The following is a 15,854-nucleotide window of genomic DNA, read 5'->3' on the forward strand; positions in this document are numbered from 1 at the left end:
AGCCGTTCTCCGTGTTATTAGCAGGTGTGTTTCCTGCGACAATTCGGCGAATTCTGTTATCAGGTGCCAGATCTTACCAGATGGTGATGGTAAAACGGGCACTGCATCCACGCACATTGTTGTGTGATCGGCTAACCTTCCCGATATCGGAAGTCATGGATCACACTGGCCGGGCCGGGTTGTACGGTTTTCACTGTTTAAAAGGAGACACTGGGTGAGAATCCGTCAGGGATTTGAAGAGAAATCACGCCTCGGGCGATTGCTTATCAATCGTGGGTATCTGTCTGAGGGGCAGGTTAACGAAGGCCTCAGGCTTCAGCGCGAATCGGGACAGCGCCTGGGTGAGGTATTTATCCAGGCGGGCTGGATCAGCGAGAAGGAGCTGCACCGTGTCCTCAAGCACCAGTCCCGCTATCGCAACGCTGCCGCCCTGGTAACAGCGGTCACGCTGCCATTCCAGCCCCTGGTAACCTTTGCGGCCAGCAATTCGGCCGAGGCGTCACAGGCAATACTGGAAGCCGGCGAACTTTATGACAGAGGCAATCTTGCCCCCATGAGCGAAGCCGAGCTGGCGGCGATTTCCGGTCAGGGCGATCCGACCTTGCTGCAGCGCATTGGTATTGTCAGCAAGATGGCGGAGAACCCCGCAGGAAATGGGGAGCAGGGCTCCGAGGCATCCGCAGATGTTATTGAAGGTCTCAAGCTTTCCGCCAATATCTTCGTGCCGGTTCTGAACTTCCTGGATTCAGATCTCAGCATTTCCGGTGTGCATTATCGTGAAGGGGAGCCACGTTATCGGGTAAGAGAAGATGGCGCCCTGATGCTGGCGTTCCCTGAGCGCATCGAGGAAATTCGGATGGACAATATACGGGTTACGGGAGGCCAGGGAGCTTCAATGGGCAACGTGAGCATTCACGACATCCGGTTTCATCCCGACTCCCAGATGACCATCTACACCCGATGAAGTGGAAAGCATGGCTCGGCAGAGCCATGCGTCCGGGCTCAGGCGCTGGCGAGCACCGTGCTGCTTGATACCGTGGTCTGCTGACCCTGTGCACCGTACAGCTTTTGCTGGCCGGTGGCGCCGCGGAAAATATCTGTGAGCCTCGACAAACGCTTTTGCAAGTGGCTGATTACGCGACCGTTGGTCTGGTTCAGCGTCTGACAGGTTCGCAGCTTCTGGTCCGCTTCCTGCCAGAGTTCGAAGAGATCCGAGAATCCGGCGCTGCGAATAAAGCGGGAAGGCTCGCCACTTTCGGGGCGATATCCCATTTGTACGAGCGTTCGGATTTTCTGTTTGGCGCGTTCGCGGACTGCACCGAGGAGATCGTTCTTCTCTCTGGTCAGGGCGTCCAGCTGGCGGAGGTCGGAATTCGCAAGGCAGGTCTTTTCCTTGCCGAGAACGTCAGCCAGTGTTTCAAGCTGGCTGATATCCTGGGAAAGAAGGGTCTTCAAATCATCAATTGCGGCCATGGTCTACTCACCCGAAAATGCTTTCATCCATCTCAAGCATTTTCTGGGCCAGCTTCTCGGCGTCAATCTTGTACGTGCCATTTTCGAGGGCGGAACGGATCTGCTCGATGCGGTCGTCATCCATTTCCGGATAATCGCCCAGCTTTTGTTCGAGCTGCTTCAGATTCTTTGCCTGATTGCTCAGGCTGACGTTCTCACCACGGGCCCCCTGGGCCTGTGTCTTCGCCTGTTCGTTGGATGCCGGCTGGGTATTCTGTGCGCCGGAGCTTTTGTCGGCCGTGGTTCTCTGGGTGTTGACCTGGCCGGGGCCAATTCCATTTAAGTCAACTGACATATCTGTACCTGCTTGCCTGTCGCGCCACGAATGCGGCGCTTACTCGAGTTTATGTCTTCTTAACGGCGGCGCCGCGAAAACCTTTAGTACTTTTAGCACTTTTTTTCATCTGCTTTTACGACCGGTTTTGCGGCATTCACTTGCCGCTCCGGCAAGCCTCTGCCGCACGCGGCTCACATCGGAATCTCCACGTGGCCCGGCGCGACAACGCTGGCTCTTATCGTGCGCGATGAGCGCAGATTCTCAACCAGAACCTGTTCGCCAACGCTGGCGCTTGCCAGGGCTTTGCCCCGGGAACGTACTGAAAATCCACCGGTTTTGGCGGTGATGATAACATGATCGCCTCGTTCGACCGCATTCGGGGCCGAAAGCATGTCTGGTGTAACGAGCGATCCGGCATTCACTGCGCGCCGCACTTCCATGCCAATCGCCTGCTTCGAGTCGGTAATCACGCCCCGTCTGGATGAATTGATTTCAACAGACTGCTTCGCAAGCAGCCCTTCGGTTATTCGCTCTCCACGTGTGAGTGGCCTCGCTGCCACCAGGGCTGGCCCATGGATAGAGACTGAAGCGGTAACAAACATTCGCCATGGGCGGGTTCCTTCGCAGGCTACCTGCAACGACGGGCTGGTGCTTTTCCATGGATCCCCGCTGAACTCTACACTCAAAGGCTTTTCGCACTCGGCGAGAGCGAGGCGGCTGTCGATGGAACCGGGTTCGAAGGAAACGGTGTAGCCATGCTCGGCCTGTTCAGACGCAAAGCTGTCCAGAAACGCCAGGGTTGCTTTCTGAATCTGTTCAGCCGTCGTTCCAGCAAGGAGCGGCGTGCTCAGGCCAGACATTAGCAGTAGTAGGGCGAAATTCGTGATGCGCATACGTATCAGTTTGTCCTATGCTGTCAACAACAGGGCAGAAAAGCCCGAATCAGGCTAAGGATTCGGTAAAAGTGGCCGTTAAATGGGCTGACCCAGCCCTGATATGACGGGTTTCCGTCGATCAGGCTATTATTCAGTGAACAGCAAGATATATGCCGTTGTAATTCCGGCAAGCCAGGAGAATCGAAATGGCAGGGGTTTTGGACAGTGTCAACCAGCGCACTCAGATGGTCGGAAAGAACCGCCTAGAGCTGCTTCTTTTCCGTCTCAGGGGGCGCCAGATCTACGGGATCAACGTGTTCAAGGTGAAAGAGGTGCTGCAGTGTCCGAAGCTGTTCTCCCTGCCCAACAGCCGGCCGGTTGTTCGAGGCGTAGCCCATAGCCGGGGTGAGACTATCCCCATTATCGATCTGAGCATGGCAATCGGTCTGCCCGGTATCCCGCAAGAAGAGCTCTCCACCAGTTTCGTCATCATCACTGAATACAATCGCAAAACGCAGGGTTTCCTGGTGAGCGGCGTCGAGCGAATCATGAACATGAACTGGGAAGAAATCCTGCCTCCACCCAAAGGGGCCGGCAAGGATGTCTATCTTACCGCTGTCACGAAAATTGATGATAAGCTTATCGAAATCATTGATGTAGAGAAGATTCTTTCAGAAGTTTCTCCGCTTGGGGAGGACGTAACCGAAGCCGTTCTGAGTAAGAGCGCGGATAGGGTACCGGGGCATCTGCCCGTGCTGGTGGTCGATGATTCATCCGTGGCCCGGCGCCAGATACAGCGGTGTCTCACCGCAATTGGCATGGAAGTGGTGCTGAAAAACGACGGCAAGCAGGCTATTGAACATCTGAAGGAAATCACTGCGGATGGTTCCCGGGCCAAGGATCACTTCTCCCTGATCATCTCGGACGTGGAGATGCCTGAAATGGATGGCTACACCCTCGTCACCAAGGTGAAAGAGGACCCGGCGCTTTCGGATATGTTTGTTATGCTTCACACCTCACTCAGCGGTGTGTTCAACCAGGCCATGGTAAAGAAGGTCGGGGCCGACGACTTTATGGCAAAGTTCAGTCCGGACGAGCTGGCAGAGCGGGTGATGGAAATCATCGACCAGGGTTGATGGAGCCGCTCAAAGATTCACTCAGAACAGAGACCCAATGAAAGCGGAAATAACGCCACAGGAATATGAAGCCTTCAAATCGTTCCTGCAGGATGCCTGTGGGATTTTACTGGGCGATAATAAACAGTACCTGGTCAAAAGCCGGTTGCGCAGGATTCTTGAAGAGAACAGCCTGAATACCCTGGGTGAACTGCTCGAGCGCCTTAAGCGCCCCGGGCGGGGCGGTCTGAAAGAGACTGTCATCGATGCGATGACAACCAATGAAACCCTGTGGTTCCGTGACAATCACCCTTTCCGGATTCTTCAGGAGAAACTGCTTCCCGAATTCGCAGAGCGCAACTCGATGCAGCCTTTGCGTATCTGGTCTGCGGCCTGCTCAACCGGCCAGGAGCCGTATTCGATTGCCATGATCGTCGAGGAGTTTCGGCGGGCGAGGCCCGGGAAGCTGCGGGATGTAAAGATCACCGCGACGGATATCTCCAAAAGCGTTCTTGATGTGGCTCGCAAGGGCGAGTATGAAATGCTTGCCATTGGTCGGGGGCTCTCGCCAGAGCGCCAGAAGCAGTTTTTCACGCCGTCCCTGAACGGTGGCTGGCAGATCAAACCCCAGATCAAGAGCATGGTGGAGTTCAAGGAGTTGAACCTGCTTGAGCGTTATATGCTGGGCAAGTTCGATATTGTGATGTGCCGGAACGTTCTGATCTATTTTTCGGCGGACCTGAAAAAGGACATTCTCACCCGGATGCACGCCACCCTGAACCCGGGCGGCTACCTGGTTCTTGGTGCCTCGGAATCGCTCAACGGCTTGCCCCATCTCTATGAGATGGTTCAGTGCCACCCCGGAATCATCTACAGGAAAAAATAATCCATGCCCCTCAATGTCTGGGTCCTGGTTGCCGCTCAGGCGCTGGCCATGTGCACAGCGCCTTTTATCGTTTTTATAGGCAGCATTCAGGGCAGAATGCTCGCCCCGGCGCCCGAGTACGCAACACTTCCCGTCGGGCTGGTGGTCGTAGGCACCGTTCTGGCTATCAAACCGGCAACCTGGTTAATGGAGCGCATTGGGCGCAAGCGCGTGATGCTGCTGGGTGCCATCATGGGCATTGTTGCAGGTCTTATGGGAGGCCTGGCGTCCTGGACTGGTCTGTTTTCCCTTCTTTGTCTTGCGGCCGTGGTCGGTGGTACCGGGCTTGCGGTGGTTCACCAATATCGGTTTGCGGCCATGGAATCCGTGGCGCCGGGTATGGCGGGTTCTGCTGCCGCTCGCGTGTTGCTGGGTGGTCTGGTCGCAGCCTGGCTCGGGCCGGAAGTTGCGGGTCTGGGTAGCGGCGCGGCGGAGCAATACCCGTTTCTGGTCAGCTGGATCGCGCTGGCGGCCGTCCAGGGTGCGGCTTTGCTGATCCTTGCTATCGGTTACCGGGCAGGGGCCGAGCGCGTCCAGGAATCCCGGCCGGGAGGAGGCCGCCCCCTACGGGAGATTATGGCGAACCCTTTGATCTGGGCGGCCATGAGTGCCGCGGCCATTGGCTATGCGGTGATGAGTTTCATCATGACGGCGACGCCGCTGAGCATGACCGAAATGGCCGGCCATGACCTCGACGATGCCAAGCGGGTGATCCAGCTCCACATAATGGCCATGTATCTTCCGTCGCTGATCAGCGGTTGGCTGACACGCGTGGTAGGCATTCCCCTGATGATGGCAGCGGGCCTGCTGGCCTATCTGGGCTGTATTGCCCTTGCCGCGAGTGGTGTCAGCTTCCACCACTATCTGTCAGCGCTGTTGTTGCTCGGCGTTGGCTGGAATTTCCTGTTCGTTGGTGGCACAACGCTGCTGCCCCGGGGGTATCGGGATGCCGAACGCTTCCGCGTCCAGGGCCTGAACGACATAATGGTTTTTGGCTCCCAGGCGACCGCGGCGCTGTCTGCCGGCGCAATTCTGAGCTGGCTGGGCTGGGGCGGTCTGGTCATGGTTGCCGTACCCTTCCTGATACTTCACGGGTTATTGATGACTTTGTGGCTGTTGCGCGAACGAACGCCCGAAGCTGCAGTTAACGGGAGAGAGTGATGCTTATAGATTTCGAGGATATGGATCCGAAAGATGCCTACCACATCCTTACCCAGACAGTGATTCCGAGGCCAGTTGCCTGGGTGCTGAGTGAAAATCCGGATGGGGACTACAATCTGGCGCCATTCTCGTTCTTTACGCCCATCACCAGCAATCCCCCGTTGCTGATGATTTCCGTTGGTAAAAAACCGGCGGAGGGCGTTTCGAAAGACACCCGGGTAAACATTGAAGCGAGAAAGAATTTTGTCGTTCATATCGCCCACCGGGATCTCGCCGCGGCGGTCACAGAATCCTCGCGAACCTTGCCCCATGGCGAATCCGAACTGAAAAATCTTGATCTGGAGCTGGTGGATTTTGAAGGCTCGAGCCTGCCTCGGCTCAAGGACTGCCACGTGGCTTTTGCCTGCGAGCTCTACGACATCAAGGAAATCGGTGCCGGGCCCCAGTCACTGGTATTCGGAAAAGTCACCCGGGTATGGGTATCTGATGATGCAGCTCGTTACGATGACAAGAATCGCCTGACCTTCAGTGGCGCTGCGATTGATCCGATCGGCCGTCTCGGGGGAAGCGAATACGTCACCTTCGGTGAAATCCTCAAAATTCCGCGGCCATCCTGAATCGGGGGCAGGGCAAAGGAATGGAACAGCTTAACCTCCGCCATCTCTACTATTTCTGGGTGATCAGCCGGGAAGGTTCGATCGCCCGAGCCAGTGAAGTCCTGGAACTGGCGCCGCAGACCCTCAGTGGCCAGCTTGCGACGTTTGAAGCCTCAGTGGGTGGGCGCCTGTTCTCCCGGGAAAGGCGCAAGCTGATCCTCACAGACTACGGCCGGCTGATCCTCGGCTACGCCGACGACATATTCGCCCTCACCGGTGAGCTTGCCGAAACCCTGCGGCTTGATCCTTCCGAGCGCCCGCTGACCCTGCGAGCCGGCGTCTCCGCGTCGATTCACAAACTGATTGCCTACTACCTGCTTCAGCCGGCGATGGCGGGCGAGCGGTCCATCCAGCTTGAATGCCAGACCGGGCGCACCGAAGATCTCGTGCTCAGCCTGAAACGCAAGGAGCTGGATCTGGTTCTGACCGACCGGGTGCCACGGTTGCAGGAGGACGGCAATCTCACGGTACACCCTCTGGCGGGATCCAGCATGAGCCTGTTCGCCGCACCAGAGTTGGCAAGAAAGCTCAAAAAGGGGTTTCCCGAATCCCTGAATGGCCAACCGTTGCTGGCCAACGCCACGGATGCACCCTATTTCGAGCGACTGATGAACTGGTTTTCCCTGAATGGGGTTCGCATGAAACTTGTCGCCCGGGTAGATGACAGCGCCCTGATCAAGGTATTTGGCAGCCAGGGCTATGGCGTGTTCGCTGCTCCAACCTCAATCCGCGAGGAGGTCTGCCGCCAGTATGAGGTAGAGCAGATTGCCTCAATTGAAGACGTCATGGATGAATTGTTCGCCATCACCCGTGGCCGAAAAACCGCCCATGAGGGCGTCCGTGCCATTGTCGATGCTCACACGGGTGATCGTGACGCCTGATTGCATCGAAAATATCGATCTTAAAAGCTCACAAAAGCTTATTTTATCGAACTCTGTTCCTGTCCATTATGGAGCTGTGAAAGGCAGCAACCCGAAGAGGAGCAGTAGCTATGAAGACCATCCACAAATTCCGTCTGGAACCGGGCAAAGAGCCGACCACGCTTACGCTCAAAGAGGGTTACAGGGTGGTGCGCAGCGAATACATCGTGCCCCATAAGGCCGTCTACCTCTGGGTGGAGCAGCCCCTGAACGTAACCACACCAACCCTTGAGCGGCAGTTCCGAGTCGCTTATTCGGGCGAACCAGTGCCTGACAGCTTCGAATACCTCGATACCGCACTGGATCCATTTGGCCCTGAGGCGTACCACGTGTTTGCAATACCTGCCGGTGAAGAAGAGCTCTTCAATACGGCACCTGACGGTGCAAGCAACGACGCGTTCAGCAGGCAGAACTGGCAACACACAGCGATCTCTTGACCACTTCAGGGCCCTTCGGGGCCCTTTTTTATGGCGTCTCGATCGGCAGGTGGCCGGTTTTTACCCAGATGATTGTTTCCTTGTCCACGAACGGGTGATGCTGGCTCAGGTGGGGGCTCCGAATCCAGGTGCCCGCCGGGTAGCGACCATGTTCATCGCAAAACTCACCGGACAGCACGAATATCTCCTCGCCGCCAAAGTGCCGATGGGGCTGGAAAACCTCGTTTGCCGGCCACTTCACCAGGGCCACATGCTCGTGCTCGAATTCGTGCAGCGGCATCACCTCAAGCCCGCCCATACCGGCCCGCCACGGCGCAGTGCGCGTATCGATGCGCACTGTGGATCCATCGCGTTCGTCGAACTGATGCAGCTTGACGAGCAGCGTGCAGCCTTCCTTGCTGAAAGGGGCGTGTCCACTGCCTGGCGGGTTCCGCAGATAAGTGCCGGCCGGGTAATCGCCGGTCTCGTCGGAAAACACCCCATCCAGAACGAGGATCTCTTCGCCCAGGGGGTGCTCATGCCGGTTGAAGGAGGCACCAGGCTCGTACCGGACCACACTGGTCGCATGACCACGCTCTGCTTCCTCGCGGGCAAGAGGCTTTCTCAGAACACCACCGGCAGGGCTGGGCACCCAATCCTGCTCTTCGGTGCGGATGATGACTTTTTTGGAAAAGTCCATGTTGAGCATTGCGAACCTCAAAACCACCTGAAAATGAAGTGACTAGTTACGTGGGCGCCAGCCTTCCGGATGCCTCTATTTGATCAGGGCCTGAATGTTCCGGAACTGCGGATGTTTGCAATGACGCATCCATTCAAACGCCACCATCTCAAGCGTTACGATCCTGGCACCGCTCTCGTTCAGGCGGTCCAGGGCTACGTCCCGGTCAAACTCGTTGCGTGAGCCGGTAGCATCGGCCACCACCCACACCTTGTAACCAGCATCAAGCAGGCTCAAGGCGGTCTGCATCATACACACATGGGTCTCGCAACCACCTATTACAATGTGCTGCCGACCCTCCGGCAACTGGTCAACGAGCCCATCGGGGCAGGCATCAAAATGGTGCTTGGCCAGGGTCTGGTTACAGAGTTCCCGGACCGCTTCAACGTTATGCCCCAGCTTGTCCGGCAACTGCTCGGTACCCAGCACCGGAACCTCCATGAGCCCGGCGATGGTGGCGAGAACGATGCAACGGTCCACCACCTCGTCGCCATGGCTAATGGCGGGCATCAGCTTTTCCTGGACATCAATGAGCAACAGCGTCGATTGCTCGGCTTTCATAAGCATGAATAGTCTCTCCCCACAAACTGGATGATTATACTCGGCGTTGTACTAACGATAGTCCTGAATCTGCTCAACCGGTAAAGAGAAAACCCGTCTCGCCCGAATTTTTTTGACGATTTTCCCCGGGGGAGTTGCCAAGCGCCCGTAAAACCATTAAAGTTTGCGCCCTCAAATGAGCGACGACGTTGCTGATTTGAAACAGTTTATTGGAGAGGTGGCCGAGTGGCTGAAGGCGCACGCCTGGAAAGTGTGTAAACGTTAATAGCGTTTCGAGGGTTCGAATCCCTCCCTCTCCGCCAATACAAAACCCCAGCAGAAATGCTGGGGTTTTTTATTGGCCGATTGGCAGGGTAGAAAGAACCCTCCCGGGTTCGAGCTAGGATTTTCTCCAAACCAACAACCGATTATTAGCCGGCATCCCGAAATCCTTTTCAAGCTTCAGCCCGGTTGCTTCACCCAGAGCCTCGAGATCCTCCATATCCCTAATTCCCATATGCGGCGCCTGTGTTCTCAGCGACAGGTCGAATCGTACATTGTTTTCACTGGTGTGCCGACCGCCATAGCTGAAAGGCCCATAGAGGCAGAAGATCGCGCCCTTGGGTAGGGCCTCCGCCAGGCCGCGAAACATTGCCTGCACTTCTTTCCAGGCCATGATATGCGCCGTATTGGCGGAGAACGCGCCGTCGATGGCGGGCAGCCTGGACCAATCTCCGTTCAATACCTCCAGGGCAATGGGCGGGTTGATATTCGTAAGGTGGGCGTCGTCGATCCACGCCCGGGAAAGCTGGGCGTTCTGAGGGTGATCGGTCGGCTGCCAAACCACGTGGGGTAAGTGAGCGGCAAAGTGAACGGCGTGCTGGCCAGTGCCCGTGCCGATTTCCAGAATGGTGCCCGGCTGTTTGAAAAGCTCGACAAGTTTTTCCAGAATCGGCGCTTTGTTATTCTCGCAGGCTTGAGAAAACGGCTTGTCTTTTTGCATGCTCCGACCTTTCGACAGGGGGTAGTTTATGGCGGTTTCAATACGCCGGCTCAGCGGTGACCAAATAAAAACATACCTGGATGATCTCGCGCGCCTGAGGATCGAGGTGTTTCGCCATTTTCCCTACCTGTACGACGGTGATATGGACTACGAGCGCAAGTACCTCGATACCTACGCCCGCTCGCCAGAGAGTCTCTTCGTGCTGGCCCTGGATGGCGAATCGGTTATTGGCGCCGCCACGGGCATCCCGATGGACCACGAAACGGACGAGTTCAAAGGGCCGTTCATCGAGCAGGGTTATGAGCCAGACAAGATCTTCTATTTCGGTGAGTCGGTGCTGCTGCCGAATTACCGGGGGCAGGGCATCGGAGTGGCCTTCTTCGACCACCGGGAAGGCCATGCCCGGGAACAGGGCCGTTTCACGCACTGCTGTTTCTGCGCGGTCGAGCGGCCTCAAGATCATCCGCTCAGACCTGCCGATTACCAGCCGCTGGACCCATTCTGGCACAACCGCGGCTACCGAAAGGTACCGGAGCTGACCACCACCTATGCATGGAAAGATGTGGATCAGGCGGCGGAAACCGCCAAGCCCATGACGTTCTGGCTGAGGCGTATTGCCTAACGAACGCTGAAGTTGCTGAATTCCCCGGTTGGCGATTCCGGCGCAATATCCACCGCATCCACACGCGCATCCGGTGGGCCTTCGGCGCACCAGGTTCTGAGTTCGTCCAGGCGTTCCTCCGGGCCTTCGGCCACAATCTCAACTCGTCCATCGGGCAGATTGCGAGCGAACCCCGTCAAACCCAGGGAAGAGGCCTTCTGTTCCGTGGAGGCGCGATAGTAGACCCCCTGTACGCGGCCGGATATCAGAAGTTGCCAGCGTTTGGTATCCATGGTTTGCTCCCGCTCGTTCTGTCGTGTCAGGCTTTATTTCAATCTACCGGTTCGGGCACGACCACTTCAAGGAGAGAGAACGCCGATGGCCTCCACCCACCTGAAACACAATGCAACTGGTTATGCCGATGCCCTGGTCTGCGAGGCGGAGGGATTGGAGAGCCTTGCAGGCGCGCTTGATGAGGCCGGGGTGACCGACGTCGGTGTGCCGCACGTTTATCGGGTGAACGAAACCGAACTCGAAATCACCGCCATCCGGTCTTCAGGTGGCTCAGATCGGGCGCGGGAGGTGCTGGGTGAAGGGCTGGCCAGAATGCATGCCCTGCGGCAGGAGGCGTACGGCTGGGGCAGGGACAATTACATTGGCCTGGCACCGCAACCCAATCGCTGGTGCGACAACTGGGGTGAGTTTTTTGTCCACGACCGCCTTGGCTACCAGATCTCATGTATTCGTGACGCCAGCCAGAGGACTCGCTTCGAACAGGTATTGGACCAGCACGGGGGCTTGCTGATGGACTGGCTGAACGCCCACTGTGAGCACCCGAGCCTGCTCCATGGTGATCTCTGGAATGGTAACGTGCTCTATGGCACTGACCGCCCCTGGCTGATTGATCCGGCCGTCTACTGCGGTGATCGTGAAGCGGATATCGCCATGACACAGATGTTTGGTGGTTTCGGCGAAGCATTCTACCGGGCCTACGACGCGTGTTACCCAAGAACATCGGTTTATGGCATCAAGCGTGAGGTCTACAACCTCTACCATTACCTGAACCACTACAACCTGTTCGGAGGTGGTTACCTGGAGGGTTGCCAGCTGGGTTTTGCCGCGATTGAAGCAATAGGCCGGGGCAGGGCCTAGATCAGGCCGGTACTGCGAAGCACGAAGACTCCCAGAGTGACAGTAATGCTTGCCAGAAGGGTCGTCAGGGCGATGATATTAGCCGCCAACCGGTCATTACCGCCCAGCGCCTTCACCATCACGAAACTGGCGGCCGCCGTCGGGCTGGCGAAGAACAGGAACATCAGGCCCAGCTCCGAACCCCGAAAACCGGCCAGCCACGCTGCGGCGGTGCAAAGCGCCGGTAGTATCACCATCTTGAACAGGCTGGAACCCAAGGCTGTTTTGCTGTCACTCCGGATGGCGCTCAGGGATACGGTTGCGCCGATGCAAAGCAGCGCCAGGGGCAGCGTGAGTGAGGCAAAGTAATCGCCGCTGGTCATGACCCAGCCCGGCAGTGAGATATCCAGGGCAGCGAAGGGAATCGCCACGAAGACTGCCAGGATGAGCGGGTTGCGGATGATGTCGTGGAAGATCTTCGTCCAGTCCGTTGTTTGCCCCGGTTGGTAGGCCACCAGCACGATCACCGACAGTATGTTGTAGGAGATGATCACCAGGCCAAGCAGGATGCCACCTGCCGACAGGCCGAAGTCTCCGTAGAGATTGGCGGCGAGCGCCAGGCCGACGATACCGCAGTTACCCCGAAACGCGCCCTGCACGTAAACGCCACGATCCTCCCGAACCACACGCCAGCGGGCCCAGAGCCAGGTGATGGCGAAACTCCCCAGAGTCGCGACCAGGTAGAAGACCAAAAGGCCGGGATTGAACGCGGTATCCAGATCGGCCCGGATGATGCTCAAGAATACCAGGGTCGGTAGGGTGGCCTTGAACACCAGCGCCGAAGCAGTATTCACAAACGCGTTATCGATCCAGCCGATCCGGCGAAGTCCCAGGCCGATAAAGACCATGGCAAACACGGGCAGTGTCGTTTCCATGGTTTGCAGGAACAGATCGATCAGGTTCATCAAGAGTGGCCGTCGGGTCGAGGAGAGTGACTGGGTTCACCTGAATTATAAGCGGGGAGAAAGCTAGGATGCTATGGGAATACCACGAAGGTATGGGGCGGAGAGGGGGAGTGCCGTAAAAAAAACAGGGCCCCGAGGGGCCCTGATCACTTTCAGGCTTTCAGTTGGTCGCCAACGGGCAGGCGCCGGATGCGTTTGCCGGTTGCGGCATAGATCGCATTGCACAATGCCGGCGCTACCGGAGGCAGGCCTGGCTCACCAACACCACCCATGGCCTCATCCGGGTTGTCGACCAGGTGAACCCGCAGGGTTTTGGGTGCATCCGGCATGCGCGGGATCAGGTACTTGTCGAAGTTACCCTGCTGCGCCACACCGTCTTCGAATGTCACCTCGCTTTGCAGCGCGATGCCAATGCCCATCACTATGGCGCCTTCCAGCTGGGAGCGAATCCGCTCCGGGTTGGCCTGCGGGCCGCAATCGAAGGCAATGTCTGCCCGATGGATGGTGAGCTCGCCCTGATCATCGACTTCCACATCAAAGACAATCGCGGTGTACGATACGAAGCTGTGGTGGAAGGCGAGGCCCAACCCTCGATTCTTGCCGGTGGATTTACCCCAGTCTGCCTCCCTGGTTACCCGCTCGATTACGTTACGCATGCGCCCGATGTCGATAGGGTAGAGATCCGGGTCTTCGCCATAATTCCAGCCATCGCCCACCGTGAGATTGTGGATCTCCCGGTCCGGGCCGAGCAGGTCCAGCACGTAGTCGCGATGGTCCTTGCCGGCGGCTACAGCCATCTCATGGGCAAAGCTCTGGATCGCCCAGGCATGGGGCAGGTTGTAGACCGAGCGGAACCAGCCGATTCGCACATGGGCGGGCGCAGGTGGATTCTCCAGCCTCAGGGCCGGCACCGAGAACGGCATGGTGTTGAAACCCATGCCCAGTTCGAATTCGCCCTTGTGTTTCGGGTCGGGCGCAAACAGCGAGCCAATACTGGGAGAGAGGGTCCGGTGCAGCCAGCCGGTGGCCTGCCCGTTGTTGTCCAGTCCCGCTTCGAGATAATCCACAGACACGGCGTGATAGTAGGCGTGGTGAATATCATCTTCCCGTGACCACTGCAGCCGGACCGGCCGACCTTTGAAGGCCTCGGCGATACTGGCCGCTTCAATGGCAAAATCCGGTTTGGACTTGCGACCAAAGCCACCGCCAAGCAGGGTAACGTGAACGGTCACGTTCTTCGCATCCAGGCCCAGTCGCCCGGCCACGGTATCGCGGGTCGCCTGCGGATTCTGAACGGGCGCCCATACCTCTGCCTTGCCGTCCTTGATCCGCACGGTCGCCACCGGGGGCTCCATGGGAGCCTGGGCCATGTGGGGCATGTAGTAGGTGGCGGAGACCCGCTCGCTAGCGTTTTCCAGAGCTGTGTCCAGATCGCCATGCTGACGGACGACCTTGCCAGGTTGCTGCGCCGCTTTCTCAAGGGATTCCCTGTAAGTGGCCGACGTATAGCTTGCGTTGTCGCCGGCAGGCTCCAGATTCCAGTCGATCTTCAGAGCCTTGCGACCCTCCATGGCGGCCCAGGTATTCGATGCCACCACGGCAATACCGCCGAGCGGGCTGAAGCCCGCCGGTTGGCCGGTGCCCTCAACCTTGAGTACCTTCTCAACACCGGGCACCTTGAGGGCCTCGGTGTCGTCGAAATCGCCAACAGTAGCCCCGTAAACCGGTGGACGGGCGATCACCGCATAGAGCAGGTCCTCGAAGGGAACATCAGCGCCATACACCGCCTTACCGGTGACAATGTCCTCACCGTCGATGGCTTTAGGGTATGCGGACTTCAGCTCGCCGTTAATGAGGCCGGTTTCCTTGCCGACAAATCGCAGCTCATCGTCGCGCTTGAGTACCAGTGCATTGCGCCCGGGAACGTCGAGCTCCCGAGCCTTGGCTGCGAGTTCCCCAAAGCCGAGTTCCTTGCCGGAAGGCGTGTGAACGATGCTGTGTACGCCAGCCTGCACCTCACTAACCGGCACGCCCCACTCATTGGCGGCCGCCTGCTCCAGCATCTGTCTGGCCGCCGCTGCGGCTCGGCGCATGGGCTGGTACCAGTGGCGCATGCTGCGGGAACCGTCGGTGTTCTGGTTGCCGTATTTGTCGTGATCGCCTTCCGCCTGCTCGACCCTTACCTGATCCCAGTCTGCGCCAAGCTCGTCGGCACCGACCATCACCAGGCTGGTCCGGATGCCCTGACCCATTTCGGAGCGGTTGTTCACAATGGTAACCAGGCCATCAGCATCGATATGGATGAACACGTTCGGGTCGTCCACCCATCCGCCGGGCATGGCTCCGGCACCGAATTGAGCCTTTTCATTGCCAGCCAGGGCCACATCCCAACGGGCTGCAAGCACCAGGGCAGAGCCACCCGCCAGGCCCATCAGGAAGCGCCTGCGGCTCACGTTGGCTATCATCAAGTTGTCATCGGCGCTCATGCTTCACCCTCCTTGCCGGAAGCTCGTTCAATCGCCGCCAGAATGCGGTTGTAGGTGCCGCAGCGACAGAGATTCCCTGCCATGGCATCCACAATCTCCCCGGTCTCGGGGTTCGGTGTTCTTTTTAGCAGCGCTGTGGCGTTCATGATCTGGCCACCCTGGCAGTATCCGCACTGGGCCACCCCAAGATCGAGCCAGGCCTGCTGAACTTTGCTACCAACCGGGTCGTCGGCCATGGCTTCAATGGTGGTGATCTCGCCACTGGCCGCAGAGACCGGTGTGACGCAGGAGCGGATTGCCGTTCCGTTGAGATGAACTGTGCAGGCGCCGCACTGGGACATCCCGCATCCGAACTTGGTTCCTTTGAGGCCGACAACGTCGCGGATTACCCAGAGCAGGGGCATGTCGTCGGGGACGTCGAGCTCGTAGCGCTCGCCGTTGATCGTGAGGGTAGCCATAACGTCCTCTCGTTTGTGAGTTTTGCGTCTCCTTCACTGTAGCCCTACGAACTGGCAGAGTAAAAAGAGCAATC

At 57.9% G+C, this 15,854-nt stretch carries 19 protein-coding genes and 1 tRNA gene; 10 read left to right on the plus strand and 10 right to left on the minus strand.

Annotated features, from left to right (window positions below; translation table 11 throughout):
* Window positions 1–214: 214 nt before the first annotated feature.
* A complete protein-coding gene (locus AC5JQH_RS20220) occupies window positions 215–964 on the plus strand; it encodes a cyclic di-GMP-binding domain-containing protein, MshE-related (protein ID WP_053115040.1) in 750 nt (249 codons plus the stop codon).
* A 38-nt stretch (window positions 965–1,002) separates the two neighbouring features.
* On the opposite strand, the gene AC5JQH_RS20225 is transcribed toward AC5JQH_RS20220, so the two are convergent.
* The 3 genes from AC5JQH_RS20225 to flgA form a co-directional block, all read right to left on the minus strand.
* Window positions 1,003–1,473, minus strand: a complete 471-nt coding sequence (locus AC5JQH_RS20225) for a flagella synthesis protein FlgN (RefSeq protein ID WP_008174427.1) — start codon at window positions 1,471–1,473, stop codon at window positions 1,003–1,005.
* A 7-nt stretch (window positions 1,474–1,480) separates the two neighbouring features.
* Window positions 1,481–1,807, minus strand: a complete 327-nt coding sequence (gene flgM, locus AC5JQH_RS20230; RefSeq protein WP_008174429.1) for a flagellar biosynthesis anti-sigma factor FlgM — start codon at window positions 1,805–1,807, stop codon at window positions 1,481–1,483.
* Between the two features lie 173 nt (window positions 1,808–1,980).
* The gene (gene flgA, locus AC5JQH_RS20235) at window positions 1,981–2,682 is read right to left on the minus strand and encodes a flagellar basal body P-ring formation chaperone FlgA (RefSeq protein ID WP_008174432.1); all 702 of its coding nucleotides are present in this window, start codon (window positions 2,680–2,682) and stop codon (window positions 1,981–1,983) included.
* A gap of 188 nt (window positions 2,683–2,870) precedes the next feature.
* On the opposite strand from flgA, the gene AC5JQH_RS20240 reads away from it, so the two are divergent.
* The 6 genes from AC5JQH_RS20240 to AC5JQH_RS20265 all read left to right on the plus strand — a co-directional run bounded on the left by AC5JQH_RS20240 (window position 2,871) and on the right by AC5JQH_RS20265 (window position 7,878).
* Window positions 2,871–3,800 carry a chemotaxis protein CheV gene (locus AC5JQH_RS20240; protein ID WP_008174434.1) on the plus strand — a complete coding sequence of 310 codons (930 nt, stop codon included), beginning with the start codon at window positions 2,871–2,873 and terminating at the stop codon, window positions 3,798–3,800.
* A 37-nt stretch (window positions 3,801–3,837) separates the two neighbouring features.
* Entirely contained in the window at window positions 3,838–4,665 is an 828-nt protein-coding gene (locus tag AC5JQH_RS20245; protein ID WP_008174436.1) for a CheR family methyltransferase, read from the plus strand.
* A 3-nt stretch (window positions 4,666–4,668) separates the two neighbouring features.
* The gene (locus AC5JQH_RS20250; RefSeq protein ID WP_053115041.1) at window positions 4,669–5,865 is read left to right on the plus strand and encodes an MFS transporter; all 1,197 of its coding nucleotides are present in this window, start codon (window positions 4,669–4,671) and stop codon (window positions 5,863–5,865) included.
* Window positions 5,865–6,482 carry a flavin reductase family protein gene (locus tag AC5JQH_RS20255; RefSeq protein ID WP_008174440.1) on the plus strand — a complete coding sequence of 206 codons (618 nt, stop codon included), beginning with the start codon at window positions 5,865–5,867 and terminating at the stop codon, window positions 6,480–6,482. The genes AC5JQH_RS20250 and AC5JQH_RS20255 overlap by 1 nt, the downstream gene beginning before the upstream one ends.
* A gap of 20 nt (window positions 6,483–6,502) precedes the next feature.
* Complete coding sequence (locus AC5JQH_RS20260) at window positions 6,503–7,402, plus strand: LysR family transcriptional regulator (RefSeq protein ID WP_014576947.1); 900 nt, start codon at window positions 6,503–6,505, stop codon at window positions 7,400–7,402.
* Window positions 7,403–7,512: 110 nt separating this feature from the next.
* Window positions 7,513–7,878 carry a DUF7352 domain-containing protein gene (locus tag AC5JQH_RS20265; RefSeq protein WP_008174443.1) on the plus strand — a complete coding sequence of 122 codons (366 nt, stop codon included), beginning with the start codon at window positions 7,513–7,515 and terminating at the stop codon, window positions 7,876–7,878.
* Between the two features lie 28 nt (window positions 7,879–7,906).
* On the opposite strand, the gene AC5JQH_RS20270 is transcribed toward AC5JQH_RS20265, so the two are convergent.
* Window positions 7,907–8,566: a cupin domain-containing protein gene (locus AC5JQH_RS20270; RefSeq protein ID WP_008174444.1), complete on the minus strand. Its 660-nt coding sequence runs from the start codon at window positions 8,564–8,566 to the stop codon at window positions 7,907–7,909.
* Between the two features lie 66 nt (window positions 8,567–8,632).
* Window positions 8,633–9,163 carry an isochorismatase family protein gene (locus tag AC5JQH_RS20275; RefSeq protein WP_008174446.1) on the minus strand — a complete coding sequence of 177 codons (531 nt, stop codon included), beginning with the start codon at window positions 9,161–9,163 and terminating at the stop codon, window positions 8,633–8,635.
* A 205-nt stretch (window positions 9,164–9,368) separates the two neighbouring features.
* Here AC5JQH_RS20275 and AC5JQH_RS20280 point away from each other — a divergent pair.
* A tRNA-Ser gene (locus tag AC5JQH_RS20280) sits at window positions 9,369–9,459 on the plus strand.
* Window positions 9,460–9,536: 77 nt separating this feature from the next.
* Here the strand turns inward: AC5JQH_RS20280 and AC5JQH_RS20285 are convergent.
* Window positions 9,537–10,139 (minus strand): DUF938 domain-containing protein, encoded by a 603-nt coding sequence (locus tag AC5JQH_RS20285; protein ID WP_008174448.1) that lies wholly within the window; start codon window positions 10,137–10,139, stop codon window positions 9,537–9,539.
* A 28-nt stretch (window positions 10,140–10,167) separates the two neighbouring features.
* Here AC5JQH_RS20285 and AC5JQH_RS20290 point away from each other — a divergent pair, with 28 nt between their 5' ends.
* On the plus strand, window positions 10,168–10,761 hold the full coding sequence (locus AC5JQH_RS20290; protein ID WP_008174450.1) for a GNAT family N-acetyltransferase: 594 nt from the start codon (window positions 10,168–10,170) through the stop codon (window positions 10,759–10,761).
* Here AC5JQH_RS20290 and AC5JQH_RS20295 read toward each other — a convergent pair.
* Entirely contained in the window at window positions 10,758–11,033 is a 276-nt protein-coding gene (locus AC5JQH_RS20295; protein WP_008174451.1) for an acylphosphatase, read from the minus strand. The genes AC5JQH_RS20290 and AC5JQH_RS20295 overlap by 4 nt on opposite strands.
* Window positions 11,034–11,118: 85 nt before the next feature.
* On the opposite strand from AC5JQH_RS20295, the gene AC5JQH_RS20300 reads away from it, so the two are divergent.
* Window positions 11,119–11,892 (plus strand): fructosamine kinase family protein, encoded by a 774-nt coding sequence (locus AC5JQH_RS20300; RefSeq protein ID WP_493805903.1) that lies wholly within the window; start codon window positions 11,119–11,121, stop codon window positions 11,890–11,892.
* Here AC5JQH_RS20300 and AC5JQH_RS20305 read toward each other — a convergent pair.
* The 3 genes from AC5JQH_RS20305 to AC5JQH_RS20315 all read right to left on the minus strand — a co-directional run bounded on the left by AC5JQH_RS20305 (window position 11,889) and on the right by AC5JQH_RS20315 (window position 15,780).
* Window positions 11,889–12,836 carry an AEC family transporter gene (locus AC5JQH_RS20305; protein ID WP_053115083.1) on the minus strand — a complete coding sequence of 316 codons (948 nt, stop codon included), beginning with the start codon at window positions 12,834–12,836 and terminating at the stop codon, window positions 11,889–11,891. The genes AC5JQH_RS20300 and AC5JQH_RS20305 overlap by 4 nt on opposite strands.
* A 152-nt stretch (window positions 12,837–12,988) precedes the next feature.
* On the minus strand, window positions 12,989–15,322 hold the full coding sequence (locus AC5JQH_RS20310) for a xanthine dehydrogenase family protein molybdopterin-binding subunit (RefSeq protein ID WP_273082221.1): 2,334 nt from the start codon (window positions 15,320–15,322) through the stop codon (window positions 12,989–12,991).
* Entirely contained in the window at window positions 15,319–15,780 is a 462-nt protein-coding gene (locus AC5JQH_RS20315; RefSeq protein WP_273157321.1) for a (2Fe-2S)-binding protein, read from the minus strand. Before AC5JQH_RS20315 ends, AC5JQH_RS20310 begins: the two co-directional genes overlap by 4 nt.
* Window positions 15,781–15,854 lie beyond the last annotated feature (74 nt).

The sequence above is a fragment of the Marinobacter sp. H13 genome (assembly GCF_059072335.1).